The following is a 26,051-nucleotide window of genomic DNA, read 5'->3' on the forward strand; positions in this document are numbered from 1 at the left end:
TTTCACCCGCGAAGCGCGTCCACGGGATTCAGATTCGCCGCACGCCACGCCGGATAGAGTCCAGAGAGCAGGCTTGCGCCGAGTGCGAAGCCGTAGGCCTGGGCGATGAACACGAAGTTCGCCACGGTGAACACCCCCCACGGGTCGCCAAGGATGAACTGGCTCACTGCCATGCCCGCGACAATCGACAGAAAGATGCCAACGACGCCGCCGAGAATCCCGAGCAGCAGTGCCTCGACGAGGATAATGCCGAGAATCTCGACTTTCTGGACGCCCACGGCGCGCAGAACCCCGATTTCGGTGCGTCGCTCGATGGTGCTCATGAGCATCACGTTCAGGATGCTCACACCCGCGACGACGAGCGAGATTGCGCCAATCGCAATCAGGAACGACCCGATGGCGTCGAACGCTTGGGTGATCTGCTCTGAGATGTCTGCGAGTTCGAACACCTCATAGCGGGTGTCGCGGTCGTTCAACTTGCGGATGGCGTCTGCAGTGGCATTGGCTTCGAGACCCGTCCCCGCATCGACCACGATTTGGTCGTACTCGCGGGCGGGGAACTCGTCGATTGGCAGGACAACAGCATTGCTCGCGGAGGTCGGTGAGAACGCCTGACTCGCCGCGAGAATCGCGGTCACGCGGTAACTTTTCCCATCGACCATGATGCTGTTGCCGACGCGCACGCCGAGATTCTCCGCGAGGTTCGTCCCGATGAGCGCGCCGCTTCGCAGCGTTGGCGGGAGGGTGCCGGATTCCGCTTCGTAGAGGTCGCCCGGCCGGGAGACGCCAAACAGTTGCACCACCTGTCGTTCGTTGCTGAACTCAACCACCCCCTGTCCTTGGGCAACCGGCGTGACGCTCGCGCCGGGGGCGGCCCGTTCTATGTTCTGGACGTCGCGGTCGTTTAAGAAACTCACACCCTCGTCGAACGCGGGTGAGACGATAATCTCACTCCCGATGTCGCCAAGCGACTCGGTGACGCTCACTTGGAGCGTGTTGCCGAAGATACCGAGTGAGGCAATGGCGAGGACGCCGATGACGATGCCGAGCATGGCGAGCGCAGAGCGCACCTTGTTGCGCGTCAGGTTGCGCCGCGCCATCATCACCGACGGGAATCGTCGGTAGAGTGGCTCAAGCATCGTGGTCCTCCCGCGCAAGCGCATCGTCGCCGTCGATGACGCCGTCTACGATGTTGACCCGGCGGTCTGCGTAGGCGGCCACGTTCGGGTCGTGGGTGACCGCGATGATGCCAACGCCAGAATCGCAAATCTCCCGGAGGCGGTCTAAAATCTCCTTGCCGGTTTTCTGGTCTAAGTTCCCCGTTGGCTCGTCTGCGAGCAGGACTTGGGGTTCGTTTACGAGCGACCGCGCGATCGCGACGCGCTGTTGTTGACCACCAGAAAGTTCCTTCGGGAGGTGGTCTAAGCGGTCGCCGAGGCCAAAGCTCGTGAGCAACTCGATGGATTTCTCACGGCCTTTCTTGTTTCCGGCACCGCCGAACAGCGTCGGGAGTTCGACGTTCTCGGTCGCGGTGAGCGACGGGATGAGATAGAAGTCCTGAAAGATGAAGCCAATCGCTCCCTGCCGGGCTTTGGTGCGCTCGCGGTCTGAGAGCGTGGTCACGTCTTCCCCGCGCAGGAGGACGGTGCCTTCGCTTGGCTCGTCGAGCAGGCCAATCATGTTGAGCATGGTCGATTTGCCGGAGCCACTCGGCCCCATCACCGCGACGAACTCGCCGGCTTCGATGGCGAAATCCACGCCCTTGAGGACGGTGAGCGTCTCGCCGCCAAGTTCGTAGCGCTTGACCACGTCGCGCAGTTCAACGAGTGCCATTACGTGAGTTGCGCCAAGCGTAGCCGATGACGCCGACCACGAGCAAGACGATGAACAGTCCTCCGATGATGAGTGGGAGGCTGAAGCCGCCATCGTCTTGTGGGGCGGTCGCTGGCTGTGAGTCTTCGATTCGAACCTGCACCGTCTCCGAGCGCTCTTCGCCGCCAGCGAGGTAGGTGACGCTCACGGGGACGGCGGTCGCGTTGTCGCTGACCACGGCGTAGAGGTCGAACACGACGAAATCACTCTGTGGCACGGTGCCAACGAAGTACTCTTTGAACGGCTGGGCAGGCGTCACGCCGTCTGCGGGGACGACCCGGACGACGACGCTCTCCGCGGTGCCTTGGCCGACGTTACTCGCACTTCCGGTGATGTGGAGCTTGCCGTCTTCGAACTCGGTGTTGATGCCGGTGAGCGAGACGACACCCACGCGCGGGGTGTAGCGGAGCGAGGTTTGGCTCGACCCTTCGACGGTTCCCATGTCGTAGCTGGCCGTGATGACGAGGTCGGCCGGGTCGGTCACCCCGGAAAGGTTGAGGCGGGCAACACTGGTGCTGTCTGCGTCAATCTCTGAGATGAGGGTGCGTGCGACCGGCACGCCGTCAACCGTGGCCGTGACGACGACGCTTTCGATGGCGGCGTTCCCCAAGTTGAGCACTTCGACGGAGACCGGCGGCGTGACGGTGGTGTCCGTCTCTGGCAGGCTTACGACGCTCGCTTCGACCACGACGTTTTCATTGAGCGGTTCGATTGTTACGTCGCGGGTCGTCGTGACAGAGCGCCGTGCGCTCGCGGTCGCGTAGTCGAGTCGTGCGTCGATACCCGTCCGTCCGGGGTCTTGGCTCTCGACGGTGAAATTGAACGTCGTGAGCGTGCCGGGTTCGAGCCGCGGCAGCACCCGCGCGTTGTCTTCGACGGTAATCTCCCGACCCGACAGCGTGAGGTCGAGGTCCCGTAGCGTGGCTTCCCCGCCGTTCGAAACGCGAACCGTCACGACGCTCTCGGTGTTCGAGACGAGCGTCTCAGAGAGAATCTGGACGCGCGGCACCGTTCCGGCGGCTTCCTGTGAGCGCACGTCGATGGTGACGGGGTAGCGAACCGTCTCGCTCGACCCGTTCACACTCCGTCCGCGCACTTCGAGTTCGAGGCGTTTGACGCCCGCCTCATCGAACGTCGTCGTGAGCGGGACGCTCAGGCTTTCACCCGGCGAAATCGTGCCGATGTTGTCCACTTGGTCGTACTCCGTATTTCCGGTGCGAGCGACCAGTTCGACCGACCGAACCTCGAACGCTTGCTGGCTTCCGGCCGAGTTGCGGATAGTCGCCGTCACCGTCACGAGGTCGCCAACTGCGGGCGATTCCGGTGTGGTGGTCGCGCCCGTGACCGAGATGAACGCGTCTTCTTGGGCGACGACGGCCATCGGCGTAAGTAGCGAGCAGACGATGAGCGCCGCGACGAGGGGCGCTTTCATAACGTGAACACCTGACCGAACACCGAGAGTGCGATGTTGATGCCGACGGGAATCGCAACGGTGTACAGGCCCTGTCTGAAGCTGAGATTTCGCGCGTGTTTCACGGCAAACGCCCAGAGGAACGCACTCCAGAGCGTGAACACGATGCCCACGAGCGACGCGAGTCGGAGCGTCGAACTCTGGGTGACGGCGAGTGAATACGCTTGGATGGCCTCCGGCGACGTTGGTGCGGGAATGCCTTGCAGCGCGAGGTACATCGCGCCGATGCCGAGCAACCCACCGAAAATGGAGGGAAAAAAGCCCCAGCCAGTCAATGCGAGCGTTTTGGTGAACTTGCCCTCGCCATCGAAGACGATAGAGATGACGTGAAACACGATGGCGAACACGAGCCAGATGACGAACTGTGCGACGAGTGCGCCACCGATCCCGAATCCGAATACGAGAAGCGATACTGCCTGGCCACCTTCGGCAGGGAGTACGGAAACGATGCGAGAGAGCAAGAGGTACGACGTGATAGCACTCAAAACCCCCACAAGCAATACGATTCCAGCGGCTCCCCAAAGCCGTGGTGACTCGGCCTCTTCCCGGAAGAACGCGTCCGGGTTCGTGATAAGGTCGAGAATCATCACTTCACGTTAGTTTCGAGAGGAGTTAACTGTATCAGGGGTACGGTATATCACACAACTCGTCATGTGTTTATTTGAGTTTCTCACCTGCGAGCTACGTCGTTGTCGGTGGCGTTTCTTGAAACTCGATCAGCGCCTCCCGGAAATCATCGGGAACGGCAATCGCCTCGCCGGTCGCTGCATCCACCGCGACGTAGGTGACGTGGCCTGCGGCGAGGAGCGTCTCGTCGGCCTTTCTGCGCACCCGGTAGGCGAATGTCAGGCTTTTCGTTCCAATCGTCTCTGCGCGCATCGCGTTTACGAGCACGTCGTCGAACTCCGCAGACGCGTGATAATCCATATCCACGTGGACGACGTGCACGTCCCATCCCTTCTCTGCGAGAGTGTCGTAGCCGTAGTCGATTTCGCGCAGGAAGGCGTTGAATGTCTCGTCTTGAAAGGTGATGTAGTTGCCGTAGAACACGATTCCCTGCATATCCGTCTCCGCAAAGCGCACCCGGTTTTCGAACACGTCGTAGTACTCAGCCATGGCTCACGTGGGGTGGCGCGCACAAAGAAGGTATGTCGGGGTTAGTCGTCCGCGAGGACGTGGTTCGAGTCGGCCGCAAGCAGGCGGTCTAACGCATCGACCATCGCGTTCACGCTGGCGCGCGTGATGTCTGCCTCACTGGAGGCGACCGTGACGTGGCGGCCATCGCGCGACATTTCGACTTCGACGGTCACGACGGCGTCGGTGCCGCCCGTGATTGCATCGACGTGATAGCTGTCGAGCTGGGCGTCTGCGGCCGGGCCGAGCGCCGAGCGCACCGCAGAGACGGCGGCATCGACCGGGCCACTGCCCGTGCCGGAGGCCACACGTTCTTCACCATCGACGAGCAGGCGGACGCTCGCGGTTGGCGTGCCGCCACCCGAGGCGGCGGTCAGCCCGAGCAACTCGACGCGGCGGTCGCGTTCGCGCTGTTGGACTTCTTCTGCAATCGTGAGTAGGTCCGCGTCGGTGACGCGCTTGCCGCGGTCACCGAGCTCTTTCACGCGGGAGACGACCGTTCCCAGTTCTTCTGGGGTGACCGAAACGTCGTGTTCGTCGAGCGCGGCTTTGACGCCCGCGCGCCCGGCGTGCTTGCCGAGGACGAGCCGCCGCTCCCTGCCCACCTTTTCTGGCGGGTAGGGTTCGTACATCGCGTCGTCTTTGAGCGTGCCGTCGGTGTGGATGCCGCTCTCGTGGCTGAAGGCGTTCTCGCCGACGACGGCCTTGTTCGGCGCGAGCGGGATGCCCGTCGCCGTCGCCACGGTCTGGGCGAGTTTGAACAGCCGCGTCGTATCGACCGTCTCGATGCCGTAGCCGTGGTCGAGAGCGATGGCGACTTCTTCGAGTGCGACGTTGCCCGCGCGCTCACCGATGCCGTTTACGGTGGCGTGGATGAGGTCTGCACCGGCGCGCACGCTTGCGAGGGCGTTCGAGACGGCGAGGCCCAAGTCGTCGTGGGTGTGGGTGCTCGTTGGCCCGAGTGCAGCCAGCCGCGAGACGGCCTCGTAGGTGTGTTCGGGCGTCGCGTGCCCGACCGTATCGCAGTAACAGACGCGGTCTGCGCCCGCATCGAGGGCCGCACCAAGCAGCCGTTCGAGGTAGTCTAAGTCGGCGCGCGAGCCGTCTTCGCCGAGGACTTCGACCCAGAGACCGTGGTCGCGGGCGTACTCGACGAGTGAGGTGGTCTTTTCGACCACGCCGTCGCGGGTCGTCCCGACTTTTGTTTCGATGTGACGGTCGCTCGACGGCACGACGAGGTGGACACCATCGACGCCACAGTCGAGCGCGAGGTCGATGTCGCCTTGGACGCCGCGGGCGAAACTCGTCACCTTCGCGTCGAGGCCGAGCGAGGCGACTCGCGAGATGGTCTCGCGCTCGCCCGCGCCGGTGCAGGCGCTGCCTGCTTCGATGACCGAGACCCGCGCCCGGTCGAGTTCACGGGCAATCTGGGCCTTCTGGTCTGGGGTGAGCGAGACACCTGGCGCTTGCTCACCGTCGCGGAGCGTTGTATCTACGAACTGTACAGAAACGGGGTCAGAGGTGGGGTGTGATTCGGGAAGGGACCCGAATAAAACAGTCACTGGTCATGATAGCCATTCTCAGGGAACGTCTCTATGAACTTAAAGTGGGCCTATGTGGCAGATGTTGCTGCTCACTCGACAAGGGCGATGCGGTCACCGACTTCGACGCCTGCTGCGTTCCCCGCGGGAAGTTCAACGAGCAGGTCAGCAGCGGCCGCGCCGTAGCCACGCCACGGGCGGAGCGTTTTCACCTTCACCACCTCGCCGTCTCGCGCCCAAATCACGTCAATGGGAAAGAACACACAGAGCATGTGGATGTCCCGGCGTTTTGCCTTCCCGAAGCGAAAGGCGAGCGCGTAGTCGTCGGGAATCGAGCGCCGAAACATGAGGCCGAGGCCTTGCTGGAGGATGGTGTCGGCCGTGTCTACCTGCGTGGCGAGGGGGTGTTGCCCACCGTTGCTGTCGTGAACGAGACGCACACCCACACCTCTCCCGGCGAGTGGAAAAGTGGTTCGGGAGTTACCTTGAAATTCGAGGGCGAACGAGAGTGGGTATGGAAAAGACGCCGCAGGGTACGTCGGTCGGGGTGGACGACCCCTACACCCACGTTTCGCGGTGTGACCACCTCACCGACGACGGCCGGTGTCGCTACGCCTTCCACTACGCCGGCAACGACCCCGAGTTCGCCGCAGCGCGCCGCGCAGACGACTTTCACTGTCCGGCGGCGAATCCCGACCACGAGTGGACGTGGCGCGACTGCCCGCACTTTCGCTCGACCGAACACAACCGCGAGTGCGCCCGCTGTGGCTTGCCAGAGCGCCTGAACACCCACTCCGGCGAGCGACCGCTACTCGAAGAACACCACCTCTCGTACGCAAACCGCGAGGCCGGAACCCACGAAATCACGGTGTTTCTCTGTCGGTGGTGTCACGCGAAAATCCACACCTCGTTTGCTCGTATCGACGACGACGCCAGCCCCGACCCGGAGGCGCTCGCCGAGGCCGAAACGCGCCGCGGCCACGAACTGGACGAACTCGGCTTTGAAACCGCAAGCGAGCGGCGAGAAACGGAGTGACTAGCTGATGTTCGACGGGTTGTTCGACCAGTAGGCTCCGATGCTGCCAATCGGGTCTTCGTCCTCCCAGCCCACGGTCACGTCGGCCGTGCCGAACGACTGCTCGACTTCGTACGTAATGGTCTCCGTCCTCGTCTCGTTCCCGGCGAGTTCGCCGGAGAAGACGGGCGGCTGGTTGCCATAATCGACATAACGGTACGACCCGTTCGAAAAGAGCCACATTAAGCCCATGTCCGGAATCGGTGCGGCCTCGTCCGTCTGATTCTCGCACGTAATCTCGACGTGGGTGACCGGATTCGAGGGGTCTGGAACGTGCTCGAAGGCGTTGACGGAAAAGCGAACGTTGTGTCCGGTGACGAACCCCTCACCAAACTCCATCACTGGCCGCGTCGTCCGCACTTCTCTCGACTCGTTGAACGCAGCGAGCGAAATCGAGAACGGCGCTTCCCACCAGAGTTTGAGCGGGTCGTTTTCGAAGGTTCTGCTCTCGCCGGCGTTGAGCGTCGCCGTCCACGTCACCGGCGACGACGGATAGGCGTACCACTCGGCGACGGCGGTGGCGATTTCGGTTTCGACCGTCCCCGCCTCTCCACCCGTGTTCTCGACGGTGAATGAATAGGTGAACGCGGCTCCAAGCTCAACGACTTCTGGAGCCTCGAACGCGGTCAGTTCGAAGCGAGCTTCTTTGGGTTCTTCCTCGGCGGCACACGCGCACAATTCGCCGTTGTTGTAGGCGTCTAAGGTGTCGTAGAGACATTCGCCGTTTGCGTGTTTCGTGACCCATTTGCCCGTACACCTGTCGGGGAGCGTGATTTCCGTGTACCAACTGTCCATTGGCTCGTACGCAGGCGTTCCGAACTTCGCAAAGCCCACAGCGTAGAGCCAGCGCACCGCCACGCCCGGCACGCCGTAGTGACAGATACCGCCACCGATACAATCGTCTGCGGTGCCGCGATACCGAATGCACGCATCTTCCGCCCCGGCGTACTGGTTGAGTTTGGCCGCGACGAGCGCTTTGGCAAGGATGCGGTTTTTATCGCCGCCGCTTGCTCGGTTGAGCAAGTACGAAATCCAGAACTCCTTTGGTGCGCGTTTGTTGGCGATTTGGAGCACGGAAACCGGCCACGCGTCCGGGTTACTTCCCCAGTAGCCCGGCGACTGTGCACAGACCGCGTTCTGTTCTTCTAGTGCCCCGGCCGTGCCCGGAATTCCAAGCGATGCCGCCCCCGCGATGAGCGCTCCACGCTTCAACAGCGTGCGGCGTGACGTCGGTGTGTCTGTCATGACTGTCTACCCAGCCAGACCATCATCGCTTACTGACTTTGTTACCAATTCGCTACTTCATGTTGTGTGTTCCTACTGGATAGAATAATATGCGCGTTATCTGGAAATATCGTCTTGTCAGTTCCGAAAATAAGGGGGTCCAGTCTGGTGAATGGCGCTCCTAAACGGCGTGATAACTCCTTCCCACAATAACTCATGAGCAGACTCCGTTTCCCTCATCCACACAACGAAACTGCCCACTCCGTGGGGAGTCATCGCTCGTTCGCACCCGCTTTCGGCCAGTTTCAGGAGGTTTATACGACGATACTCGTTACTCACCGCTAATGACCCGCATCGTCGTGATTAACAATCACGGGCAGTTCACCCACTTAGAACACCGGGCGCTTCGTGACCTCGGTATCGACACCGACCTCATCGACAACGACACGCCACCCGAGGAGATTGACGCAGACGGCATCGTCCTCTCGGGCGGCCCGAGCATGGACGACATCGGCCGCTGTGAGGAGTATCTGGAGTTGGACATTCCGGTTCTTGGCATCTGTCTCGGGATGCAGATTCTCGCAGAGAAACTCGGCGGGCGCGTCGGCGGTGGCGAGTACGGCGGCTACGCCGACGTGACGGTCGAAGTGCTCGACGAGGACGACCCACTCATCGGGTCGCTCGCCCCTGAGACGCGCGTCTGGGCGAGCCACGCAGACGAGGTCAAAGAACTCCCCGACGGCTTCACCCACACCGGCACGAGCGACGTGTGCGGTATCGAAGCCATGAGCGACACCGACCGTGACCTCTACGGCGTCCAGTGGCACCCGGAAGTCGCCCACACCGACGAGGGCGAAGAAGTGTTCGAGAACTTCCGCGCCATCTGCGAGTAACGGGATTTTTGTCCTCTGGCTAGAATTATTGGGTAATGACCGCCACGCAGGGTGACCTTGCGGCACTTTCTCGCTACATCTTCCGCGCACCGCGGTGGTATTCGAGCCTCGGGTTCGCCCTCCTCATCGCGGCCGTTGCTGGCGTCGCCGCCTTCGACTTTCGGTTCGTTCTCGAAGACGCTTGGCAGGGCATCTTCTTCATTGGCTTGCCAACCCTCATCGCGAGCGCGCTGACCCCGTGGATAGACGGGAAACTCGGCGGCCAACTCACGCGCAATCGCGCCTCATTGCTCGCGCTCGCGGGCGAACTCGTCGTGGTCGCCTTTCTCGTCCTCGCGGGCATCATCGCGGTGCTCACGCCGCTTGGCCAGGGATTCGTCTTCGATACGCTGCTCGCCGCGCTGGCGAGCGTGTTCGCGCTTCGCCTGCTCGTCGTGATGGCTGTCTCCAGAAAGTCGCTGCTCATCGCGTCGATTCCGGCGAGCATCCACACCGTCGCGTCTGCGGTGCTCTTGTTCATCTACTCGGGGACGATGCGCTACTTCGAGATTGGCGGCCCGCTCGCTCGGTCGTTTCTCTCACGCCCTGAACGCGCCCCGCCGGAACTGCTCGTGGTCGTCCCCCAAGACTTCCTCGTTCTCGGCGTCATCTGCGTGCTCTATGCCGGGGCCGTCTGGGCGTTTCTCACCGTCATCGACCGCCCGTGGCGACGGAGCATGGACGTCTCTGTCCTCGATTTTATCCGCGGGTTCATTGGCCACATCGCTGAGGGGTCGCGCGAACTCGAAACGTTCTTCGAGGACATCGGTGAGGAGGCAATCGTTCCCGTCACCGTCCTCTCATTTCGGACGCCCGGTGGCAGGGAGAAAGCCCGCTTTACGCTCCCGATGATACACCCCGGTCCGATGGGGGAAATCGGCGGTGGCAACCTTCCAGAGCGCGTCGCAGCGTGGTCTGAGGGCATGGCGTTCCCGCCCCACGCAACCGCTGGCCACGACTTCAACCTCGTCACCGAGCGCGAGGTCGATTCGATTCTGGATGCCGCAAGCGAGGCCGTTTCGGCCATCTCGTACGACGGCGTGGCATCTCAAAGCGTCAGAAAGCGCGTTGGTGATGCGTCGCTCATCGGGCAAGCGTTCGGCAACAATGCGCTGCTCGTCTCGACGTTCTCGCCGCAGTTTGCAGACGACGTGGAGTTCTCGATTGGGATGACCGCCGGGGCAGAAGCCCGCGTCCACGGCCTCAAAGACGTAATGCTCGTCGACGCTCACAACTCGAACAACGGCCTCTCCGGCCCCGACCTCGGCCACGTCGTCCCCGGGAGCAAACGCTCCTACGACATGATTCAGGCGGCTGGGGCAGTGGCCGAAGGACTCACCGACGCGCCACGCGGCCCGATACAACTCGGCGTCGCGTGGGACCGAACGCCGTGGAGCGCACCTGAAGGCATCGGCCCCCTCGGCGTTCGCGTGGCGGTGGTCGAAGTCGAAGGCCAACTCACCGCGTACGTCCTCGTAGACGGCAACAACATGGAACCCGGACTTCGTGACCGCATCGTCGAGGCGATTCCTGACGTCGACGCCGCTGAAATCATGACCACGGACACCCACGTCGTCAACACGGTCAAGTCCGCAAATCAGGTCGGCGGTGCGATTCCACACGACGAACTCGTCTCGCTCATCTGCTCGCTCACAGAAACCGCTCGCGCCGATTTAGAGCCCGTCGAAGCGGGGATGGCGTCCTCACGCGCCTCCGTCACCGTCTTCGGCAACGACCGCACTGAGACGCTCGCCAGTCACGCAAACGCGCTCATGTCGATGGGTGGCGCGCTCGCAGCTGCGTTCATCATCGTCGTGTTCGCCGTGAGCGTCCTCATCTTCCTGCTCGCGTAGGTTCAGTCCTGGGCAATTTTGACCTGTTCGGCCGAACTCGGTTCGGCCTCGTGGAAACGAAGCGTCACAACCGTGCCGCGTGGCTCGGTTTCCGTGATGGTCAACTCACCGTTTGCGGCCGTGACAATCCAGTGGACCAGCCACAGGCCAATGCCGCTCGTGTGCTTGAGCTGGGATTCGGCTCCACGTTCGAGCACTTCGCGCTCCATCGTGGGGATGCCGGGGCCGTTGTCTGCAACGTGTATCTCGACAACGCCCGTCTCGGCGTTCGTAATCGAGAGGGTCACCGTGGGGACGTCTTGGTCGCTGTGCTCGACGGCATTTGCGAGCAGTTCTTCAAGCCCAACTTTGACGAGCGGCAGTGCGTTTACCCACGCTGTGTCGGGGATGTCACACTCAATGTTCGCCGTTGGATATGTGGCTCGGACGGTTGTAAGTGCTTGCTCGACCTGTTTGACGATATCGACCGAGCGAACCTCCGATTCACGGTCTAATCGCATGTCGATGCGACGCGACTTTTGGCTCAGTTCGAGGAGTTCTTGCCCCGCGCGGTGGGCTTTCTCCATCCATGTGCGGACGTGTTCATTGTCGGTCTCCTCTCGTACCATCGAAATCGCCCCTTGCACGACGGACATCTTGTTGCCAACGTCGTGGCGCAACACGCGATTGAGCACTTGGAGGCGCTGTTCGTACTGTCTGCGCTCGGTCACGTCGTGTGCGGTCAACAGAATCGCACCGATGGCTGGGTTTTCGAGTAAGTTCTCGCCTTTTGCCTCCATGACGCGCCACGACCCGTCTGCGTGCTGGACGCGGAGTTCAACCCAGTCGCTCGTCCCGCCTTCTTGGATGGTTATGAACGTCTCGAAGATGTGCTCGACATCGTCTGGGTGGATGTACTCTATGAACGGGTCGCCAAGGATGTCCGCAGATGCGTAGCCAAGCGTTCGTTCGAGCGACGGCGTGACGTATTCGAACTCGCCTGCTTCGTTCACGAGCACGGTAATCGTCGATGCTTGTTCGACAATCGTTTGATAGCGTCGCTCGACTTTGCGCCGCGTGGTGATGTCGTGGAGGTTCAGGATGTAGCCCGCCTCGGTCTGTGTCTCGAACTGCGTGCATGTGACGTCGTAGTAGCGTAGCATCTCGTCGTTTGTTGTGACGAGTTCGCTACACGTCCCCTCATCAGAAAGACACGAAACCAACACGGGATACGCAGAGAGTGCCGTCTGCGCTCGCTCGCCAACGAAGTTTGTGTCGGTATCGAAAAGGTGCGTTACCGTTGGATTGTAATCGACGATGCGGTAGTTCTCATCGAGAATGATGACGCCGTCTTCCATCTCGTCGATGAGTTTGCGCTGGGCGACCGGAATCAAGTCTAAAAACTGGTAGCGAAACAGCGTGTACGCGACAAGCGGGGTGGTCAGCCCGAGGGTAATCGGCGTCATGTCTAGGTGGGGAAACGGGAGGGCTTCTGTGACGCTTGCCCAGCTTGCGAGCAGAGGAATCACTCCCGCACAGATCAGCAAGAGGTTCTGGCGTCTTCGAACTCCCTCCGTGCTGTACGCGTCGTGGGCGAGCAACCCGATGACGAATACGTCGAGGACGTACGTGTACAAGAGAAAGCCCAAGAACACGGGGCCAGGACTGATTTCGAGAAACATGCCCTGTGGATGGGTGTGAATGGCTTCTGGCGTGAACACCAGTTGTCGAAACGTGTGGCTCCAGACCAGTATCACAGCCACAGCCGGAAGCACACTGATGCCAAGCAGCGAAGGGGGCGTGAGCAGGCGGTGTCGGCCCGTGTACGCAAAGATAAAAACAGGCCACGCAACCGACATGAGCGCCACGCCAATCCACACGAACCGAGTCCAGTACACCTTGCCTGCGAGCGTTGTTATCGAAAGTTGAAACCAATACGCAGTACACCAGATTGTGACGCCCATCGTGACGGCGAGAAACGCGGTCATCCGCTGTTGTTTGAACGTCTTTCTGTAGCTCAGCACGTACGCTGTTAACAGCAGCGCAACCGTGCTCGCAAGGAGGAGGGGAAATGTATAGGGCGTCGCTTGCCACGCCATGGCACTATTCTATTACCACCTAATATACAAGCTTCGGTGACTTTCACACTGGAATACGTAATCGATGAGCCCGCGGACTTCGTTGCAGAACATTATTGTCTGTCTGTTTCCATGTAGGTGTAATGGGCCTGTCAAACTCTCCCGTCGTGTTGATTGTCGAAGACGAGCCCGACATCGCGGAAATGTACGATATCTGGCTCGGATCTGACTACGACACCCGACTTGCCGCAAACGGTGAGCAGGCTCTCTCCCGCCTCGACGAGACGGTCGATGTCGTGTTACTCGACCGACGGATGCCGGGGATGTCGGGCGACGAAGTGCTCGCAGAGATTCGCGCCCGCGAGGTGGACTGTCGCGTGGCGATGGTCAGTGCGGTCGACCCCGACGTTGACATCGTCGAAATGGGACTCGATGAATACGTCGTGAAACCACCGACCAAAGAAGGGCTCCGAGATACCATTGCATCGCTCCTCGAACGCTCATCGCTCGATGCAGCCGTCCAAGAATACTACTCTCTTGCCGCGCGTCGAAACGCCCTCGAAGCCACCAACTCGCCCGACGAACTCGCCACGCTCGAAGAGTATCAGGCCCTGCTTTCGCAACTCGAAAGCGCCCGCGAGCGCGTCGCGCACAAACTCTAACGGCCCGATTCCGGCGCTGTCGCTCGTCTTTGTTGTTCCTGAAAGAAGTGACGACGTTAGGCCGACTGCGCCTCGTCGAACAGCTCGTCAACGGCGTCTTGTGCGGCGCGTGCCGCTTCGTCGGCCACGGCTTCCGCGTCGCCGGGGGCGTTTAGGTACACGTCGACTTCGAGGACGCCCTCCTCGAAGTGGACGGTGATGTCGAGGTCGGTGACCTCAGAGCGCTTATACCGTGCGAAGATGAGTCCTTCAGCCGCCTCGGCAGCCGTCTGAACGACGTCTTCGTCGGTTGGCATTTACTGTGCTGCGCCGCCAGCGCCGCCCATTGCGCCGCCGCCAAGCATCTGCTGGAGTTCCTGCTGGAGTTCCTCGAACTGACCTTCGACGCGCTCTTCTTGCTTCGTGAGCGTCTCGACGCGGATTTCGAGCGTGTCGACCTTGTCGGAGAGGTTCTCTTTTGCTTCCTCGTAGGTGGTCTGGACGAACAGCTCGCCGACCTCGCGGTACATCGTCGCGTCCTCGTCGATGTTTTCGAGTTCGTCGAGTGCCGTTTTGGCCTCCTGAAGGGAGGACTCTGCGGTCTGTTTCTGGGTTGCGACCTGCTGGGCTGTCTGCTGGAGACCCTGCAGTTCTTCGAGCTTTTCTTGTGCTTCCGGTGGGAGACTACCTTGCATATCACCACCGTGGCGATGCTAACTGAAAAACCCTGTCTCTTACTCGTGCGCGGTAAATCCAACGTCCGCGAGCGATTCCGCCGTTTTGACCAGGGTGAGCCACGTATTACACCCCGCACGGAGAGCAACGAGGTCATCTGCTGACACTTCGATGGTGACCGTGGCCCCCTCACGAGCGAGTGTGGCGCTCGTGCGGTTGCCTGCAATCTCATCCAGTTCCTGGCGGACGCTCCGTGCCACTATCCGGGCGTAGGCGGCGTCGTCGTACTCGAACGTTAGAATCGCGGTATGCAAGAGGAGTCCTCGGCAGGTACAGTTCGGTCACCACACGTCGCATCGGGGCGAACCCGACGGAAACGAGGGCACCGCTCAGTTGACGTCGACTTCTTTGACCACGCGACTGCGCTCTTTGAGGAGCACGCGGTGGCCACAGTACGGACAGCGAACGCCGCCATACTCGTCGAGTTCAACGTCTCGCTTGCAGCGCGAACACTTGTAGCTCATAGGTGAGAGAGTTATTCGTCGTCGCTCGAAAGCGCGGCGCGGATGGAGCGTTTGACCGCCGTTCCACCAGGCGTGGCTGGGCGGTACGTGCCGCCTGCGAACTTGTAGTCACAGCGGGCGCACTGCCAGATACCAGTACCCTTGCGGGAGACCTTGTGGTCGCCACACTCTGGGCAGGCGTGCTTTTTGTTCGTATCCGCTTCAATCTCGGCTACACGGCGTCGCGCAACGCGACCGTAGCGTGCGCCGAACCGACCGGCTGAACCGGTTCGTCGTCCCTTCTTTTGCTCGGCCATAATACGTGTCCATAACCAAAGGGGACAGATAAAGCCTTTGAGTTGCGGAGGCGCTCTGTGTGGGTTTGTCAGGGGGCATCGGCGGCGTGTGCGGGGCGTGCTCGACTCGCGTGGAAGCCGGTGGAGACACCCGCAAACGACAGGGATAACCCGCCGGTCGAACCACCTAGCGACACGCAATGAGTTCAGTGCTGTCGCACCGTGGGAGCCGGCGTCGATGAGCCGTCCGCGCACCATCATCGCCGCCGTCATCGTGAGCACCTTCTTCGTCGGCTTCGGCGGTGGCGTCGTGTTCCCCATCCTCCCGAACCTCGGGGCACTGCTCGGCATCTCGCCGTTCGTCGTCGGCCTCATTTTGAGCGCGAATCGGTTCACGCGCGTCGTCGCCAACACGCCCGCCGGCTCGCTCATCGACCGCATCGGGACGCGAAAGCCGTTCATCGCGGGACTGTTCGTCGAAGGGCTTGCCACCCTCGGCTACGTCGTGGCGCTGAACGCCGAATTCCCCGAGGCGTGGTTCCTCCTCGCGCGCATTCTCTGGGGACTTGGAAGCGCGCTCGTGTTCGCCACGGCCTACACCATCGCCGCGGACGTGAGCACCGGCGAATCTCGCGGGACGAACATGGGCGTTGTCCGCGGCGGCATCACGCTTGGCTTCCCAGCTGGATTGGTCATGGGCGGCGTCGTGAGCGACCTCTATTCGGTCACGGTCGCGTTCGTCCTCGCAGCGGCGTTTGCCCTGCTTGCGAGCGCCATCGCGTACTTCGCCATCCCAGAAACGCACGTCTCCGGCCCGCAAACGAGGGTGAAACCGTGGGACGTTGACGTGAGCGCACCCGCACTCACCGTCGGCGCGGTGAACTTCGGGCTCTACTTCGCCTATCTCGGCGCGCTGTTCTCGACGCTCGTCCTCTTTCTCGACTTCCACAATTTTAGCATCTGGGGCTACGGCCCACAGGGAATGTCGGGGCTATTGATGGCCCTCACCGTCGTCTCGGCGGCCGTGTTCACCTTCGGCGGCGGCAAACTGAGCGACGATTACGGCGCGCGCATCCCCGTCTTGCTCGGCTTTCTCGCCATCTCCTTTGCGGGGTTCGCCCTGCTCGCGGTCGCAGAGACGATCCCCATGCTCGCGGTCGCCTGCCTCCTCATCGGCACGGGACAGGGGGGCACGAGCGGCCCGCTCATCGCGCTGCTTGCTGATTTCACGCCCACCGAACGCATGGGTCGGGCAACCGCGACGAACAACGTCCTCGGGGATTTGGGCGGCGCGCTCGGGCCAATGGTTGCCCTGCCGCTTATCGACACTCTCGGCTACCCACCCGTCTACGCCGCCTGTGCCATAATCCCGCTCGTGGCGGGCGTCCTCCTCGTAGGCAGTATCTACTCACAGACGGGCGAAGTGAATCCGACGACGCTGAGCCTTTCTGACGACTAGCTACTGATATCCTTCCGAAGCGAGCGCGTCGTTCAAATCGTCGCGGACGCGCTCGCCCATCTCGCGGTCGCCCGCGGTCGTCACGACGCGATTTTCCTGTACACTGGAACCGTCACGAAGCAGGAGTCTGACGTTGCCGTGTTCGTCCGCGCGGGTTGCTTTCGCCCGGACGCCGGTTCGAGACCCCGACCCACCCGCGTCGATTGGGCCGGGAATGACTTTCTTTACGTTCGGATGCTCCGCGACGAGCATGATGACTTTCATGCCGTCGCGCTCGCCGATGAGCGTGGTGTGTGAGCCGCCGAGTTTCTCTTTGGGTTTCAGGTCGACCACGTCGAGCGCTGGCTCGCCAAGCCGCGAAAGCACCGCCTCGACGGGGTCGTCGCCAGACACTCGGTAGAAATCGTAGTGCGCCTGTGCCCGAACTGCCTGAATCACCTCGCGGTCGCCGGTCGCGTACACCTCGTCGGGGCGTTTGCGCTGGAGGTCATCTGCGATGCGCCCAGCAAAGTTGCGGAGTTCGACCACGGTCAACTCGTCGTTTGGCTCGGGCGTGGTGCGCACGTCTGAGCGGCCGACGACCTCCTCCTCGAACAGGAAGGTGAGGGTGGCGTGGTCGCGTTCGATGTCGAGGACGACGGTGTCGCAGTTGCGCGTCCCACAGACAAGGCAGTAGTCACCCGGGCGCGTGAGCGACGAGGCGCACTGCCGACAGTTCATAGGAAAGGCCAACTCACAATTACAGTTAAGTAGCGTGTTTCACATCGCGTTCGGGTCGGACTTCAGATACTCGCGCAAGAGAACCGTCGCGTAGGAGCCTTTCGGCAACGAGAAGGTGAACGTCGTGTCCTCCACGTCGAGTCCAGTTTGAAGCAAAATCGCCCGCCGTGTGCCCTTCGAATGGAACTCTCCGGGCAGGTCGAAGTCCTCGCGGGTGAGGTTCTCGGCGTCGAGCACTTCGCGGGCGATGCCGCCCGGTTCGCCGTCGGCGAACTCAGTTTCCGTCCCGATGAGCGGCGCGGTCACGAACGCCCGGCCGCGCTCGCAGTGGCGGTTGATGGTGTCAACCCGTTTCTCGGTCACGGCCTGCTCGCGGTCGGTGTCGGGCAGCACGAGGTCGCCGGGGGCGCTCGTGTCCGCAAAGCAGACCACGTCGCCCGCGACGGCGGTGTCGAACGGAATCTCCCGAGCAAGTCGCTCCGAGAGAATCTTGTTGAACAGATACGACTGCGCGGCGTTCACCATCAGGCGCTGGAGATTGGTGGGGAGCGTTTCGAGCGCCTCGCGGAAGTGCTCGGGCGTCTCCCCGCCGTTCTCGACGAGTTTGTGGAGCATCGCCCGCTCGTAGCCGAGGTAGCCCGGATAGTCGTCTAACGCGGCTTTCCAGTCGCGTGTCTCCTCGACAAATTGGCGTGCCTCACGGGTCTGGTCGCGCTCTCTGTCTGCGGGATTCCCCACATAGGCCATCACCGCGTCCTCCCAGTCACCGCGGACGACGGCGAGACCGACCTCGTGGCTGACCGGGCGCTGGCTCCCGAATCGCTGGTGGCCAAAGAAGTTCGGCACGCCGACGACACCCTCGCGCCCGCCAAAGTTCGCAAGCGATTCTGTGATTTCGGGCACGTTCTCTGGATGCTCGGCGTCGCGGACGCGAATCGAGAACTCGTTGCCAGCGAGGTCACCAAACTGCAGGCCGCGGCCCGCCCGTCCGAGCACTTTGATGTCGGCGTCCCGAATCTCTGGCAACTCCTCAGGCGTCGCGTCGTAGATGCTGAACAGCTGGGTGGTGACGGCGTGTTTGTCCTTCGTCCCGGCCCAGGAGAGCCGTTCACGGCTGATACCCATGCGTGAGGCGACTTCCTTCGTAAACTGGTTCGTGTCCCACGATTTGAGCGTCGCCCGGAAGACGAGATAGGCGTAGGAACCGGGGTCTGCGTCCACGGGTTCGACCGAGAAGCGTTCGAGTTCGTGCACCCGAAAGTCTTCGGGTGCGACGCGAAGGCGGCCGCCGATACCGTCTGCATCGCTCACATAGTAGTCGATGCCGACCACCTGTTCGACGGGCTGGGCCGGACGCATCAGGCACGGCCTCCGGACGAAGAGAGATTCATATCGTGAACTTCTCGTGGACTACCTTAAGGGCACCAACCTTACGCCAAGAGACGTCGGTGGAGAATTAGAACAGCGAGAGGTCGCCCGTCACCTTGTCCACGAGGTTGTCCTGTGCGGGGCCAACCGCGAGCGTCGTGACCGTCCCCGGCTCAAGTTGGGTGTGTCCTGCGTCGCGGATGATGGCGTAGGGCAGGCCTTCGGCGCGGGCTTTGTCCGCGAGTTCGAACAGTTCGGCTTCGCTGCTAGCTTTGAGGACGACCTTCTTCTGCCCCTCACCCTTCCACTTCGAGCGAGCGCGAGAGTCCGCGTCTTCGTAGGCAGAAAGCGAGGCGTGGGCGACCTGTGCGGCGAGTTTCCCCGTCCCCATGCCGATGTCCGTGCGGGCGACGATGGCTTGTTTCATACACGAGGCGAGTCGGCGGTAAACTATAGGTGTGGCTACTCGCCTGTGGGATAAATACTTAAATTATTGACGTGAATGCCGGATTGTGTTTCGAACCCTCCTCTTCGACCCTAATGCGTTTTTCGCGGACAACCCGTGGGCGGACGATTTCATGGCCGCGGTCGGGGCGGTCGCTGTGGTGGCGGTGTTTGCGGTCGTCAACCTCCTCCTGATGGGCGTAGTCCTCGCCTGGAAAATCGATGCAACCACGACGCAGAACGGTCGAACTGTCTCGTTCGACTCGATACTCTGGGACGTGCTGGTCGGCCAGCTTTTTCTCGTGTTCTTCTCGATGTTTATCGGGTGGGTTATCGTCGCGGGAATGGTGCACATCGGAAGCAAACTCGCAGACGGTGACGGCAATTTCACCGATTCGCTCACCGTCACCGCGTGGGGCATGGTGCCGACGATTTTCACCGCATTTCTCGCAACCGCGTCGGTCTTTATCGCGCTCCAAGGCGAACTCACGGTGACGTCAATCGGACAACTCACCGCGCTCGTCTCCCGTCTCGAAGGCGGAGCAGGAATCTTTGGAATCGTCGTCCCGCTCATCAGCGCCGTCTGGCAGGGCTACATCTGGTCGTTTGGCATCAAACACGTTCACAGCCTGAAACTCGACACTGCCATGGGCGTGGCTGGGATTATTGCTGTCATCTTTTTCATCTTCTCGGTGATTTGAGACCTCTCGTGGATTCGCGCCAACCAGCGCCTTTTACGACCCCCGGTGTGCGATAGTGTGATATGATACTTTCAGACGCGGACATCCGCGATCGACTGACGGACGGTGACCTTGTCGTCGGCCCCTTGGACGACCCGGAACTCCAGATTCAACCGGCGAGCATCGACCTCCGACTCGGCCCCGAATTCCTCGAATTTCAGCGCGCGAACATTCCTTGTATCCACCCGAACCGCGACGACGAAGTGGGAAAATACGTCAAAGAAACCGTCGTCGAAGATGGGGAGGAATTCATTCTCCATCCCGGTGACTTCGTCCTCGGGACGACCATCGAGCGCGTCGAGATTCCGGCTGACTTGCTCGCGCACGTCGAAGGTCGCTCCTCGCTTGGTCGCCTCGCCATCGTCGTCCACGCCACGGCGGGCGTCGTAGACCCTGGCTATCGCGGCCAAATCACGCTCGAACTCTCGAATCTCGGCACGGCTCCGGTCGCGCTCACCCCAGGCATGCGCATCTCTCAGCTCATCTTCACGGAACTCAAAACCCGCGCAGAGCGCCCCTATGGTTCCGGACGCGGTTCGAAATACCAAGACCAGGTCGGCCCACAGGCGTCGCGGATTGGGGGTGACCGGGAGTTCGGTGGCGACCAGTGAGATTCATCGAAGAAATCGTCGTAGACGAGTTCTTGCCGACGTTTCGGTCGATGCTCGCAGAGGCTCTGCGTGAGCGCGGTTTGACTCAGAGTGAGGTCGCGGACGTGCTCGGCATCAGCCAGAGTGCGGTCTCGAAATACGCCCATGGCGAGGTGACGCAAAACGAGCAGATTCTCGCAGACGCGCGCGTCGAACAGCTCGTCACGCGACTCGCAGACGGGCTTGCAGCGGGCGATATGAGTACGGTCCAAGGTCTCGTGGAAACTGAGGTGCTCATCCGCAAACTCGAACGGGGCGACCTGCTCGCCCAACTCCACGAGGCCCAGATGCCGGAGCTTGCGCGATTCGACGGCTCGCTCTCGATTCACGACCCAGAAAGCGGCCTCAGGGCCTCAGAACGCGCGCTGTCGTCGGTTCGCCGCGGCGTGCGGACGCTCCAGAACACGAGCGGCTTTGCGATGCTCATTCCAAATGTGGGGTCGAATCTCGTCGAATGCCTGCCGGATGCGACGACCATCGACGACGTAGTGGGCGTCCCTGGGCGCATCTTCGACGTGAAAGGACAGGCGACTGTTCCTGGTGACCCCGAATTCGGCGTGAGCGAGCACCTCGCGAGCGTCCTGCTCGCCGCCAGAAGAAACGGCAATTCGGCGCGCGCGGTGCTCAACATTCGCTACGACGAGGACATCGTCGCCGCGCTCGAAGCGACCGACGCCAACGCCGTCTCCTTCGACGCGCAACTCCCGCTCGACGAAGCCATCGACGCCGCACTTGCGGATGCGCCCGACGCGGACGTGCTCTACCAGCCCGGCAGCTTCGGTATCGAACCCATCACCTACCTCCTCGGGCGCGACGCCCAAGCCGTCGCAGAGCGTATCCGATACATAGTATGAGCGGTGTGTCCGACGCACAGGCGTTCTACGGGCGGTGGGCGCGACTCTACGACGTGATTGCGACACACACGCCGGGCGTTGGCTCGGTGCGTGACGCCGCCGTCTCGACGCTCGCACTCGAACCCGGCGATACGGTGGTGGACATGGGCTGTGGCACGGGAGCGAACTTCCCCTTTATCCGCGAGCAAATCGGCCCGGACGGGACGCTCGTTGGCGTCGATTACACCGCGACGATGCTCGACCACGCCCGCGACCGCATCGACCGCGAGGGCTGGGAGAACGTCCACGTCGTCCGTGGCGATGCGAGCAGACCACCCATCTCCGGCCCCGTGGACGCCGTGTTTTCCTCGTTCGTCGTGGGCATGCTCACAGACCCGGCACGCGTCGTTGACGACTGGATTGCGCTGATTCGGCCGGGCGGTCACATCACGCTGCTCGATGCGGCCCAGAGTTCACAGCTCGCGGGCGAGCCGTTCAACCTGCTCTTTCAGTTGTTCGTCCTCGCGTCGTCGCCGCCCGGCACCAGCCAACGCCACGTGGCTCCGCCGTGGGAGGTGCTCGACGAGCGCGTGGCCGCCGCCCGGCGGACGCTCTCACACCGTACGACGGGCCGCCATCACGCGGAGCACGCCCTCGGTTTCGTGCAGGTAACCGGCGGCACGGTCTGATAGGTCGAAAAAACAGTAACGTTTGATATGCTTGGGAGCGAATCATCTATCATGGTGGATGCTAACAAACGACACGACCCCGCGGCGGGCGACGATGTTGCCACCTGTCCGCACGTCGGCGCGGTCGCACACCATGCATTTGGGCTGCTCGGGTTAGCGATTGTACTGGTCTTCTTTGCGAGCGGGTACTCGGTATTTTACCTGTTCGCACAGGGATTTGGCGTACTCGCCTCGACCGCCATCGTGTTCGCCGTCCTGCTGTTGTGGGTGAGCTTTTGGCTATCGATGGAGGTCGCGTGGACGCGACGGACGGCTTAGTCGTCTGCGGGCGCGGGTTCCGCGCGGAGGGTGACCGGCTCTGCGTCCACGCCTAACTCGTCCAGCGCGGCTTGCGCGGCTTTTTTCCCCGAGAGCAACATCGCGCCGAAAGTCGGCCCCATCCGCGGCAGACCGTAGGTCGTCGCGGTGGCCATCCCCGTGACGATGACGCCAGGGTGGGTGAGGCCCGTGTTTTCGACGACTGCGTCTTCTGATTTCCCGACCCACATCGAGTCGTGACCGGGCGAGTCGTGACCGGGTGCGCCGTACTCATCGGAGCCGGTTTTGTCCATGCCGGTGTTGTGCTCTGCGGCGTGGTCGAGGCCGGGTGCCGAAAACACACCACGCTCTCTGAGTTTACTGATGACGAGCGCGTCGTGGCCCGTGCCGTCGATGACGAGGTCACTTTCTACGGCCACCGGGTCGACACAGGTGAGTTCTCGGGGCAAGGCGTGGACGGGCGTCCAGTTCATCACGATGCCGCCGACGCGGTGGTCGTCGCGCACCACGATATCCGTGAACTCGGTCATGTTCTGTATCTTCGCGCCGGCGGCACACGCCGCCGCGATGAGCGCGGAGGCCGCGTGGGGACCGTCTGCGAGGTAGAGGCCCTCCGTATCCGTCTCTTCGTACGGAACGCCGAGTTCGTCGAGCACGCGATGGGCCGGGCTGCGGACGGTGATTTTGTTCATCAGGAATCCGCCGAGCCAGAACCCACCACCGAGATAGTTGTTCTTCTCTACGACCATCGTTTTCACGCCGCGACTGGACAGCTCTTTGGCCGCGACGAGGCCAGAAGGGCCACCCCCGACGATAATAACGTCAGACTCGACGTGTTCTAAAAACTCCTCGCTCCACGACTGGGCGATTGCGCTCGTTACCGCTGCCTCACTCGCTGCACTGAATGGTTCGAACTGGCTCATACCACCTAGTGATATTACTAAGTGATATTAATGCCTTCTGGTCAGTGCGACTTGTGGTCTGCGGGGCGCAACTCGTCTGCTCCCCGTCCCTTCTGTCGGTACAGGCTGGGTCGAATTAATGCAGGGATACTCAGCGACGTATGGCGAGCGAGGCCACTCAGGAGCACGAAAGTGACTAAGACGACAGTACAGACCAGGCTCAGGGTAACGCTCAACTGTTCTGTGTACGTCGCGGCGGCCACGGCGAGAAGAAGGGAGCCAACGACGAGGCGGAGAATGCGGTCTGTCCCGGCGTCTGTCTGCATTGCATCCGTACAGAGGCGTGCGAGCGGCCTAATCTCGAAGCCTCACTGGTTCGGGTTACTCGCGGTCGATGCCGGTTCGAATCGCCTGCTCTGCGGCGTCGAGGGCGGCTTCGCGGTCGAACGCGGCGACGATGGCTTCGAGTTCGTCGCGCGAGGCATCCTGTATGTCGCGGGCGTGGCGCGTGATGTTCGGAATCGCCCGCATCACGTTGTCGATGACGGGAACCGCGGCCATCTGCGGGGAGCGGGACTTCGGATTCAAGTCCACGACGATTTCGGTTTTTCCCATCGCGCCAAGCGCCTCCGCGCGGTCGCCGTCTTCGAGCGGCACGAGCACCACGTCGGCGTCGTAGATACCGTCTGCATCTACTTTGCCGCGCTCGTGGCCCAGGCCCGGAATCCGCGCGTCTGCGGTCAGTCCTTTCACCTCGGCTGCGCCGTGTTCTGTGAGGTGGTCTGCGATGGCCTGCATGCGCTCTGGCGTGCGGTTGAACAGGTTCACTTCGATGTCCGCACCCGTCGCTTCTGCGAGTTCGACTATTTCGCCGGGCACCAGTGCTGCGACGTTGCCGTTCACCGAGAGCACGGCGTGGTCTGCGAGCAGGAGGTGGGCGGCCGCGGCGCGTGCGGCGGCGTCAGCGCTCGGCAGCGTTTGTTCTCCCAGGAGGTAGTCGTAGGCCTCGCCGCGCCCTTCGGCAATGAGTCCCTGGAGGCTCGTAATCCCCTTTTTCACCCCTTGTTCGATACGGTGTCGCGTGAGCAGCGACGCGTATCGGGGGTGGTCTTCTGGAACCTCGATTTCGCTCATAGCACTGCTTTATCCGTCCACCTGAAAAATCGCGCGTTACTCAGCGAGGGTGGCTCCCGGCGGATGAATACGACACGAAGCCGCGTCGTAACCCGCATCAGAGAGGCCGGTACCGAGGGCGAACACCGTCTGGCCGAGCATCGCCATCGCCGCCTGCCCACCATCTGCTCGCACGGCCTCGATTGCTTCCTCGACTTCCGGCGTCAGCAAGTCCGCCTCGCGGGCGAACTTCCGTGAGGCAATCATGAACCGCGTGAGCGTCGGTTCCTCCATCAGGTAGGCGAGCGCGCGCTCGCCTGCTTTCGTGAGCTGTGCGGTGTCGCCAGTGATGATATCGGCGGTCGAAAGCGACCCGAACGTGATGTACTCGACGCGCGCTCTGGCGGGAATGCCGTCCAACAGGCCGTAGCCGGGCGCGCCGGGTTCGAGCCGGACAGGAACGCCGCCGCGAGCCTGTGCAACCACGTCTCCAAGGCCGGTTCCGGCGGTCACTTCGCCTGCGTGAGCGAGGCCGACGAGCGCGTTCTCAGAGCGATGGCAGTCGGAGACGGCGTTCGCAGCGAGTGCCGCACCGAGGGCGGTTGCTCCGGAGACGCCAAAGCCCGCGCTGATGGGGAGGTCGGTCGTCGCCGTCACCGTACACGTCACGCCGAGTTCGGTGAGGACGTGGTTTACCGCGGCCATCTCTGCCTGCTGGTCATTGAGCGTGACCGTTGTCTCGTCGGCCGGTTCGACGGTGACGTGAACGCAATCTGAGAGGGTGAGGCCGGCCCCGCGCGACCCTGCACGGAGCGGGTTGTCATGGTGATGGGCGCTGAAAAATCCGGTGACGTGGCCAGGGACGAACGCTTCTGCACGCTCGCGGCTCATCACGCGTCTGCCTCCCGTGCCCAGTCGCCCAGCATTTTCTACTCGCGTCTCGGTTATGCGCTTGTAAAACGCTTACAGTTTGTCGTCGCTGAAGAAACCGGTGCGCTTTACGTCCTCGTCGTCGGTGCCCCACGGTGGGCTGAACTCCTCTATTGAGAGTTGGGGGAGGTGTTTTGCGCAGTGAATGTACGCCTCCTCGACTTCGACTTCGACCCACACCTTCTTTCGGTCGGTGTTCGCGGGGTCGGTGACTCCCGCTATCTCCTTACGGAGTCGGGCGGGGCCGTTTACGTGCAGGCCAACCGTCGTATCCCACCAGTCGACGAACGTGAGGCTAGCGTAGGGGTTTTCCTTGATGTTCCCGAGCGAGGCGTGGACGCCGTTGCCGCGATACTCGGGATAGGCGAGCGTCGTCTCGTCTACAACGGTGACGAACCCGCGAGGGCCAAGGCGGGGCGAGCAATCGGTGTGCCCCTTGCTGTCGGCGGTGGCGAGAAAGAACATGATGCGCTCTGCGATGAATCGCTGCATCGCATCGTTTAGCTCCGCGTGCATGCTGTCTTCGTAGAAGCGCAACGCCTGTTCTTTGGTTTCAAACCGCTCCTGCAGGGTGTGCTCGCCGTCGCTGCCCGGCAGCTCGTCGCTCATTG

Annotated in this window: 32 protein-coding genes; 10 read left to right on the plus strand and 22 right to left on the minus strand. The window is 62.1% G+C overall.

Annotated features, from left to right (window positions below):
- Positions 1–2 precede the first annotated feature (2 nt).
- From V5N13_RS12195 to V5N13_RS12225, 7 genes are all read right to left on the minus strand, one after another.
- On the minus strand, positions 3–1,139 hold the full coding sequence (locus tag V5N13_RS12195) for an ABC transporter permease (protein WP_336360987.1): 1,137 nt from the start codon (positions 1,137–1,139) through the stop codon (positions 3–5).
- Positions 1,132–1,833 (minus strand): ABC transporter ATP-binding protein, encoded by a 702-nt coding sequence (locus V5N13_RS12200; protein WP_336360988.1) that lies wholly within the window; start codon positions 1,831–1,833, stop codon positions 1,132–1,134. The genes V5N13_RS12195 and V5N13_RS12200 overlap by 8 nt, the downstream gene beginning before the upstream one ends.
- The gene (locus tag V5N13_RS12205; protein WP_336360989.1) at positions 1,820–3,304 is read right to left on the minus strand and encodes a hypothetical protein; all 1,485 of its coding nucleotides are present in this window, start codon (positions 3,302–3,304) and stop codon (positions 1,820–1,822) included. The genes V5N13_RS12200 and V5N13_RS12205 overlap by 14 nt, the downstream gene beginning before the upstream one ends.
- Positions 3,301–3,930, minus strand: coding sequence for a Yip1 family protein (locus V5N13_RS12210; protein WP_336360990.1), 630 nt, complete (start codon positions 3,928–3,930; stop codon positions 3,301–3,303). Before V5N13_RS12210 ends, V5N13_RS12205 begins: the two co-directional genes overlap by 4 nt.
- Before the next feature lie 94 nt (positions 3,931–4,024).
- The gene (locus V5N13_RS12215; protein ID WP_336360991.1) at positions 4,025–4,459 is read right to left on the minus strand and encodes an acyl-CoA thioesterase; all 435 of its coding nucleotides are present in this window, start codon (positions 4,457–4,459) and stop codon (positions 4,025–4,027) included.
- Between the two features lie 41 nt (positions 4,460–4,500).
- Positions 4,501–6,039 carry a (R)-citramalate synthase gene (locus V5N13_RS12220; RefSeq protein ID WP_336360992.1) on the minus strand — a complete coding sequence of 513 codons (1,539 nt, stop codon included), beginning with the start codon at positions 6,037–6,039 and terminating at the stop codon, positions 4,501–4,503.
- 71 nt (positions 6,040–6,110) lie between these two features.
- A complete protein-coding gene (locus V5N13_RS12225) occupies positions 6,111–6,458 on the minus strand; it encodes a DUF192 domain-containing protein (protein WP_336360993.1) in 348 nt (115 codons plus the stop codon).
- A gap of 74 nt (positions 6,459–6,532) precedes the next feature.
- Here V5N13_RS12225 and V5N13_RS12230 point away from each other — a divergent pair, with 74 nt between their 5' ends.
- Positions 6,533–7,054 carry a DUF7097 family protein gene (locus V5N13_RS12230; RefSeq protein WP_336360994.1) on the plus strand — a complete coding sequence of 174 codons (522 nt, stop codon included), beginning with the start codon at positions 6,533–6,535 and terminating at the stop codon, positions 7,052–7,054.
- On the opposite strand, the gene V5N13_RS12235 is transcribed toward V5N13_RS12230, so the two are convergent.
- Complete coding sequence (locus V5N13_RS12235; RefSeq protein WP_336360995.1) at positions 7,055–8,338, minus strand: hypothetical protein; 1,284 nt, start codon at positions 8,336–8,338, stop codon at positions 7,055–7,057.
- Between the two features lie 323 nt (positions 8,339–8,661).
- Here V5N13_RS12235 and V5N13_RS12240 point away from each other — a divergent pair, with 323 nt between their 5' ends.
- Complete coding sequence (locus V5N13_RS12240; RefSeq protein WP_332898201.1) at positions 8,662–9,210, plus strand: GMP synthase subunit A; 549 nt, start codon at positions 8,662–8,664, stop codon at positions 9,208–9,210.
- A gap of 35 nt (positions 9,211–9,245) precedes the next feature.
- Positions 9,246–11,102 (plus strand): DUF2070 family protein, encoded by a 1,857-nt coding sequence (locus V5N13_RS12245; RefSeq protein WP_336360996.1) that lies wholly within the window; start codon positions 9,246–9,248, stop codon positions 11,100–11,102.
- 2 nt (positions 11,103–11,104) lie between these two features.
- Here the strand turns inward: V5N13_RS12245 and V5N13_RS12250 are convergent, their stop codons facing one another.
- A complete protein-coding gene (locus tag V5N13_RS12250; RefSeq protein ID WP_336360997.1) occupies positions 11,105–13,180 on the minus strand; it encodes a histidine kinase N-terminal 7TM domain-containing protein in 2,076 nt (691 codons plus the stop codon).
- A 122-nt stretch (positions 13,181–13,302) separates the two neighbouring features.
- On the opposite strand from V5N13_RS12250, the gene V5N13_RS12255 reads away from it, so the two are divergent.
- The gene (locus V5N13_RS12255; protein WP_336360998.1) at positions 13,303–13,821 is read left to right on the plus strand and encodes a response regulator transcription factor; all 519 of its coding nucleotides are present in this window, start codon (positions 13,303–13,305) and stop codon (positions 13,819–13,821) included.
- Between the two features lie 56 nt (positions 13,822–13,877).
- Here the strand turns inward: V5N13_RS12255 and V5N13_RS12260 are convergent, their stop codons facing one another.
- The 5 genes from V5N13_RS12260 to V5N13_RS12280 form a co-directional block, all read right to left on the minus strand.
- A complete protein-coding gene (locus tag V5N13_RS12260) occupies positions 13,878–14,117 on the minus strand; it encodes a DUF3194 domain-containing protein (protein WP_332898205.1) in 240 nt (79 codons plus the stop codon).
- Entirely contained in the window at positions 14,118–14,495 is a 378-nt protein-coding gene (locus V5N13_RS12265; RefSeq protein ID WP_336360999.1) for a prefoldin subunit beta, read from the minus strand. It abuts the gene before it with no gap.
- A gap of 39 nt (positions 14,496–14,534) precedes the next feature.
- Positions 14,535–14,789 (minus strand): KEOPS complex subunit Pcc1, encoded by a 255-nt coding sequence (locus V5N13_RS12270; RefSeq protein ID WP_336361000.1) that lies wholly within the window; start codon positions 14,787–14,789, stop codon positions 14,535–14,537.
- Between the two features lie 75 nt (positions 14,790–14,864).
- Positions 14,865–14,999 carry a DNA-directed RNA polymerase subunit P gene (locus V5N13_RS12275; RefSeq protein ID WP_332898208.1) on the minus strand — a complete coding sequence of 45 codons (135 nt, stop codon included), beginning with the start codon at positions 14,997–14,999 and terminating at the stop codon, positions 14,865–14,867.
- An 11-nt stretch (positions 15,000–15,010) separates the two neighbouring features.
- Positions 15,011–15,295, minus strand: coding sequence for a 50S ribosomal protein L37ae (locus V5N13_RS12280; protein ID WP_332898209.1), 285 nt, complete (start codon positions 15,293–15,295; stop codon positions 15,011–15,013).
- Between the two features lie 217 nt (positions 15,296–15,512).
- On the opposite strand from V5N13_RS12280, the gene V5N13_RS12285 reads away from it, so the two are divergent.
- Positions 15,513–16,733, plus strand: a complete 1,221-nt coding sequence (locus V5N13_RS12285) for an MFS transporter (protein WP_336361001.1) — start codon at positions 15,513–15,515, stop codon at positions 16,731–16,733.
- Here the strand turns inward: V5N13_RS12285 and V5N13_RS12290 are convergent, their stop codons facing one another.
- The 3 genes from V5N13_RS12290 to pth2 all read right to left on the minus strand — a co-directional run bounded on the left by V5N13_RS12290 (position 16,734) and on the right by pth2 (position 19,248).
- Positions 16,734–17,453: a DUF2103 domain-containing protein gene (locus tag V5N13_RS12290; protein ID WP_336361002.1), complete on the minus strand. Its 720-nt coding sequence runs from the start codon at positions 17,451–17,453 to the stop codon at positions 16,734–16,736.
- Positions 17,454–17,492: 39 nt separating this feature from the next.
- Positions 17,493–18,812, minus strand: a complete 1,320-nt coding sequence (gene truD, locus V5N13_RS12295; protein WP_336361003.1) for a tRNA pseudouridine(13) synthase TruD — start codon at positions 18,810–18,812, stop codon at positions 17,493–17,495.
- A 97-nt stretch (positions 18,813–18,909) separates the two neighbouring features.
- Positions 18,910–19,248 carry a peptidyl-tRNA hydrolase Pth2 gene (pth2, locus tag V5N13_RS12300; protein WP_336361004.1) on the minus strand — a complete coding sequence of 113 codons (339 nt, stop codon included), beginning with the start codon at positions 19,246–19,248 and terminating at the stop codon, positions 18,910–18,912.
- An 85-nt stretch (positions 19,249–19,333) separates the two neighbouring features.
- Between pth2 and V5N13_RS12305 the strand changes: the two genes are divergently transcribed.
- The 5 genes from V5N13_RS12305 to V5N13_RS12325 all read left to right on the plus strand — a co-directional run bounded on the left by V5N13_RS12305 (position 19,334) and on the right by V5N13_RS12325 (position 22,495).
- On the plus strand, positions 19,334–19,966 hold the full coding sequence (locus tag V5N13_RS12305; protein WP_336361005.1) for a Yip1 family protein: 633 nt from the start codon (positions 19,334–19,336) through the stop codon (positions 19,964–19,966).
- Between the two features lie 62 nt (positions 19,967–20,028).
- A complete protein-coding gene (gene dcd / locus V5N13_RS12310) occupies positions 20,029–20,616 on the plus strand; it encodes a dCTP deaminase (RefSeq protein WP_332898215.1) in 588 nt (195 codons plus the stop codon).
- Positions 20,613–21,509 (plus strand): thiamine-phosphate synthase family protein, encoded by an 897-nt coding sequence (locus V5N13_RS12315; RefSeq protein ID WP_336361006.1) that lies wholly within the window; start codon positions 20,613–20,615, stop codon positions 21,507–21,509. Before dcd ends, V5N13_RS12315 begins: the two co-directional genes overlap by 4 nt.
- Positions 21,506–22,177, plus strand: a complete 672-nt coding sequence (locus V5N13_RS12320) for a class I SAM-dependent methyltransferase (protein WP_336361007.1) — start codon at positions 21,506–21,508, stop codon at positions 22,175–22,177. The genes V5N13_RS12315 and V5N13_RS12320 overlap by 4 nt, the downstream gene beginning before the upstream one ends.
- A gap of 51 nt (positions 22,178–22,228) precedes the next feature.
- Complete coding sequence (locus V5N13_RS12325; protein WP_336361008.1) at positions 22,229–22,495, plus strand: hypothetical protein; 267 nt, start codon at positions 22,229–22,231, stop codon at positions 22,493–22,495.
- Here V5N13_RS12325 and V5N13_RS12330 read toward each other — a convergent pair.
- The 5 genes from V5N13_RS12330 to V5N13_RS12350 form a co-directional block, all read right to left on the minus strand.
- The gene (locus V5N13_RS12330) at positions 22,492–23,418 is read right to left on the minus strand and encodes a sulfide-dependent adenosine diphosphate thiazole synthase (protein WP_336361009.1); all 927 of its coding nucleotides are present in this window, start codon (positions 23,416–23,418) and stop codon (positions 22,492–22,494) included. The genes V5N13_RS12325 and V5N13_RS12330 overlap by 4 nt on opposite strands.
- Before the next feature lie 41 nt (positions 23,419–23,459).
- The gene (locus V5N13_RS12335) at positions 23,460–23,723 is read right to left on the minus strand and encodes a hypothetical protein (protein WP_336361010.1); all 264 of its coding nucleotides are present in this window, start codon (positions 23,721–23,723) and stop codon (positions 23,460–23,462) included.
- A 55-nt stretch (positions 23,724–23,778) separates the two neighbouring features.
- Entirely contained in the window at positions 23,779–24,531 is a 753-nt protein-coding gene (locus V5N13_RS12340; protein WP_336361011.1) for a 4-phosphopantoate--beta-alanine ligase, read from the minus strand.
- A gap of 36 nt (positions 24,532–24,567) precedes the next feature.
- On the minus strand, positions 24,568–25,401 hold the full coding sequence (locus V5N13_RS12345; protein WP_332898221.1) for a pantoate kinase: 834 nt from the start codon (positions 25,399–25,401) through the stop codon (positions 24,568–24,570).
- Positions 25,402–25,473: 72 nt separating this feature from the next.
- Positions 25,474–26,049 carry a pyridoxamine 5'-phosphate oxidase family protein gene (locus V5N13_RS12350; RefSeq protein ID WP_336361012.1) on the minus strand — a complete coding sequence of 192 codons (576 nt, stop codon included), beginning with the start codon at positions 26,047–26,049 and terminating at the stop codon, positions 25,474–25,476.
- Between the last annotated feature and the right edge of the window lie 2 nt (positions 26,050–26,051).

Origin of the sequence: Haladaptatus sp. ZSTT2 (assembly GCF_037081775.1) — an archaeon.
Classification (GTDB): domain Archaea; phylum Halobacteriota; class Halobacteria; order Halobacteriales; family Halococcaceae; genus QDMS2.

Excerpts from the sequence above, each read along its gene's own strand:
- V5N13_RS12195 (WP_336360987.1), bottom strand. The coding sequence starts at position 1,139 with ATGCTTGAGCCACTCTACCGACGATTCCCGTCGGTGATGATGGCGCGG.
- V5N13_RS12200 (WP_336360988.1), bottom strand. The coding sequence starts at position 1,833 with ATGGCACTCGTTGAACTGCGCGACGTGGTCAAGCGCTACGAACTTGGC.
- V5N13_RS12205 (WP_336360989.1), bottom strand. The coding sequence starts at position 3,304 with ATGAAAGCGCCCCTCGTCGCGGCGCTCATCGTCTGCTCGCTACTTACG.
- V5N13_RS12210 (WP_336360990.1), bottom strand. The coding sequence starts at position 3,930 with ATGATTCTCGACCTTATCACGAACCCGGACGCGTTCTTCCGGGAAGAG.
- V5N13_RS12215 (WP_336360991.1), bottom strand. The coding sequence starts at position 4,459 with ATGGCTGAGTACTACGACGTGTTCGAAAACCGGGTGCGCTTTGCGGAG.
- V5N13_RS12230 (WP_336360994.1), top strand. The coding sequence starts at position 6,533 with ATGGAAAAGACGCCGCAGGGTACGTCGGTCGGGGTGGACGACCCCTAC.
- V5N13_RS12235 (WP_336360995.1), bottom strand. The coding sequence starts at position 8,338 with ATGACAGACACACCGACGTCACGCCGCACGCTGTTGAAGCGTGGAGCG.
- V5N13_RS12240 (WP_332898201.1), top strand. The coding sequence starts at position 8,662 with ATGACCCGCATCGTCGTGATTAACAATCACGGGCAGTTCACCCACTTA.
- V5N13_RS12245 (WP_336360996.1), top strand. The coding sequence starts at position 9,246 with ATGACCGCCACGCAGGGTGACCTTGCGGCACTTTCTCGCTACATCTTC.
- V5N13_RS12250 (WP_336360997.1), bottom strand. The coding sequence starts at position 13,180 with ATGGCGTGGCAAGCGACGCCCTATACATTTCCCCTCCTCCTTGCGAGC.
- V5N13_RS12255 (WP_336360998.1), top strand. The coding sequence starts at position 13,303 with ATGGGCCTGTCAAACTCTCCCGTCGTGTTGATTGTCGAAGACGAGCCC.
- V5N13_RS12260 (WP_332898205.1), bottom strand. The coding sequence starts at position 14,117 with ATGCCAACCGACGAAGACGTCGTTCAGACGGCTGCCGAGGCGGCTGAA.
- V5N13_RS12265 (WP_336360999.1), bottom strand. The coding sequence starts at position 14,495 with ATGCAAGGTAGTCTCCCACCGGAAGCACAAGAAAAGCTCGAAGAACTG.
- V5N13_RS12275 (WP_332898208.1), bottom strand. The coding sequence starts at position 14,999 with ATGAGCTACAAGTGTTCGCGCTGCAAGCGAGACGTTGAACTCGACGAG.
- V5N13_RS12280 (WP_332898209.1), bottom strand. The coding sequence starts at position 15,295 with ATGGCCGAGCAAAAGAAGGGACGACGAACCGGTTCAGCCGGTCGGTTC.
- V5N13_RS12285 (WP_336361001.1), top strand. The coding sequence starts at position 15,513 with ATGAGCCGTCCGCGCACCATCATCGCCGCCGTCATCGTGAGCACCTTC.
- V5N13_RS12290 (WP_336361002.1), bottom strand. The coding sequence starts at position 17,453 with ATGAACTGTCGGCAGTGCGCCTCGTCGCTCACGCGCCCGGGTGACTAC.
- truD (WP_336361003.1), bottom strand. The coding sequence starts at position 18,812 with ATGCGTCCGGCCCAGCCCGTCGAACAGGTGGTCGGCATCGACTACTAT.
- pth2 (WP_336361004.1), bottom strand. The coding sequence starts at position 19,248 with ATGAAACAAGCCATCGTCGCCCGCACGGACATCGGCATGGGGACGGGG.
- dcd (WP_332898215.1), top strand. The coding sequence starts at position 20,029 with ATGATACTTTCAGACGCGGACATCCGCGATCGACTGACGGACGGTGAC.
- V5N13_RS12320 (WP_336361007.1), top strand. The coding sequence starts at position 21,506 with ATGAGCGGTGTGTCCGACGCACAGGCGTTCTACGGGCGGTGGGCGCGA.
- V5N13_RS12325 (WP_336361008.1), top strand. The coding sequence starts at position 22,229 with ATGGTGGATGCTAACAAACGACACGACCCCGCGGCGGGCGACGATGTT.
- V5N13_RS12330 (WP_336361009.1), bottom strand. The coding sequence starts at position 23,418 with ATGAGCCAGTTCGAACCATTCAGTGCAGCGAGTGAGGCAGCGGTAACG.
- V5N13_RS12335 (WP_336361010.1), bottom strand. The coding sequence starts at position 23,723 with ATGCAGACAGACGCCGGGACAGACCGCATTCTCCGCCTCGTCGTTGGC.
- V5N13_RS12340 (WP_336361011.1), bottom strand. The coding sequence starts at position 24,531 with ATGAGCGAAATCGAGGTTCCAGAAGACCACCCCCGATACGCGTCGCTG.
- V5N13_RS12345 (WP_332898221.1), bottom strand. The coding sequence starts at position 25,401 with ATGAGCCGCGAGCGTGCAGAAGCGTTCGTCCCTGGCCACGTCACCGGA.
- V5N13_RS12350 (WP_336361012.1), bottom strand. The coding sequence starts at position 26,049 with ATGAGCGACGAGCTGCCGGGCAGCGACGGCGAGCACACCCTGCAGGAG.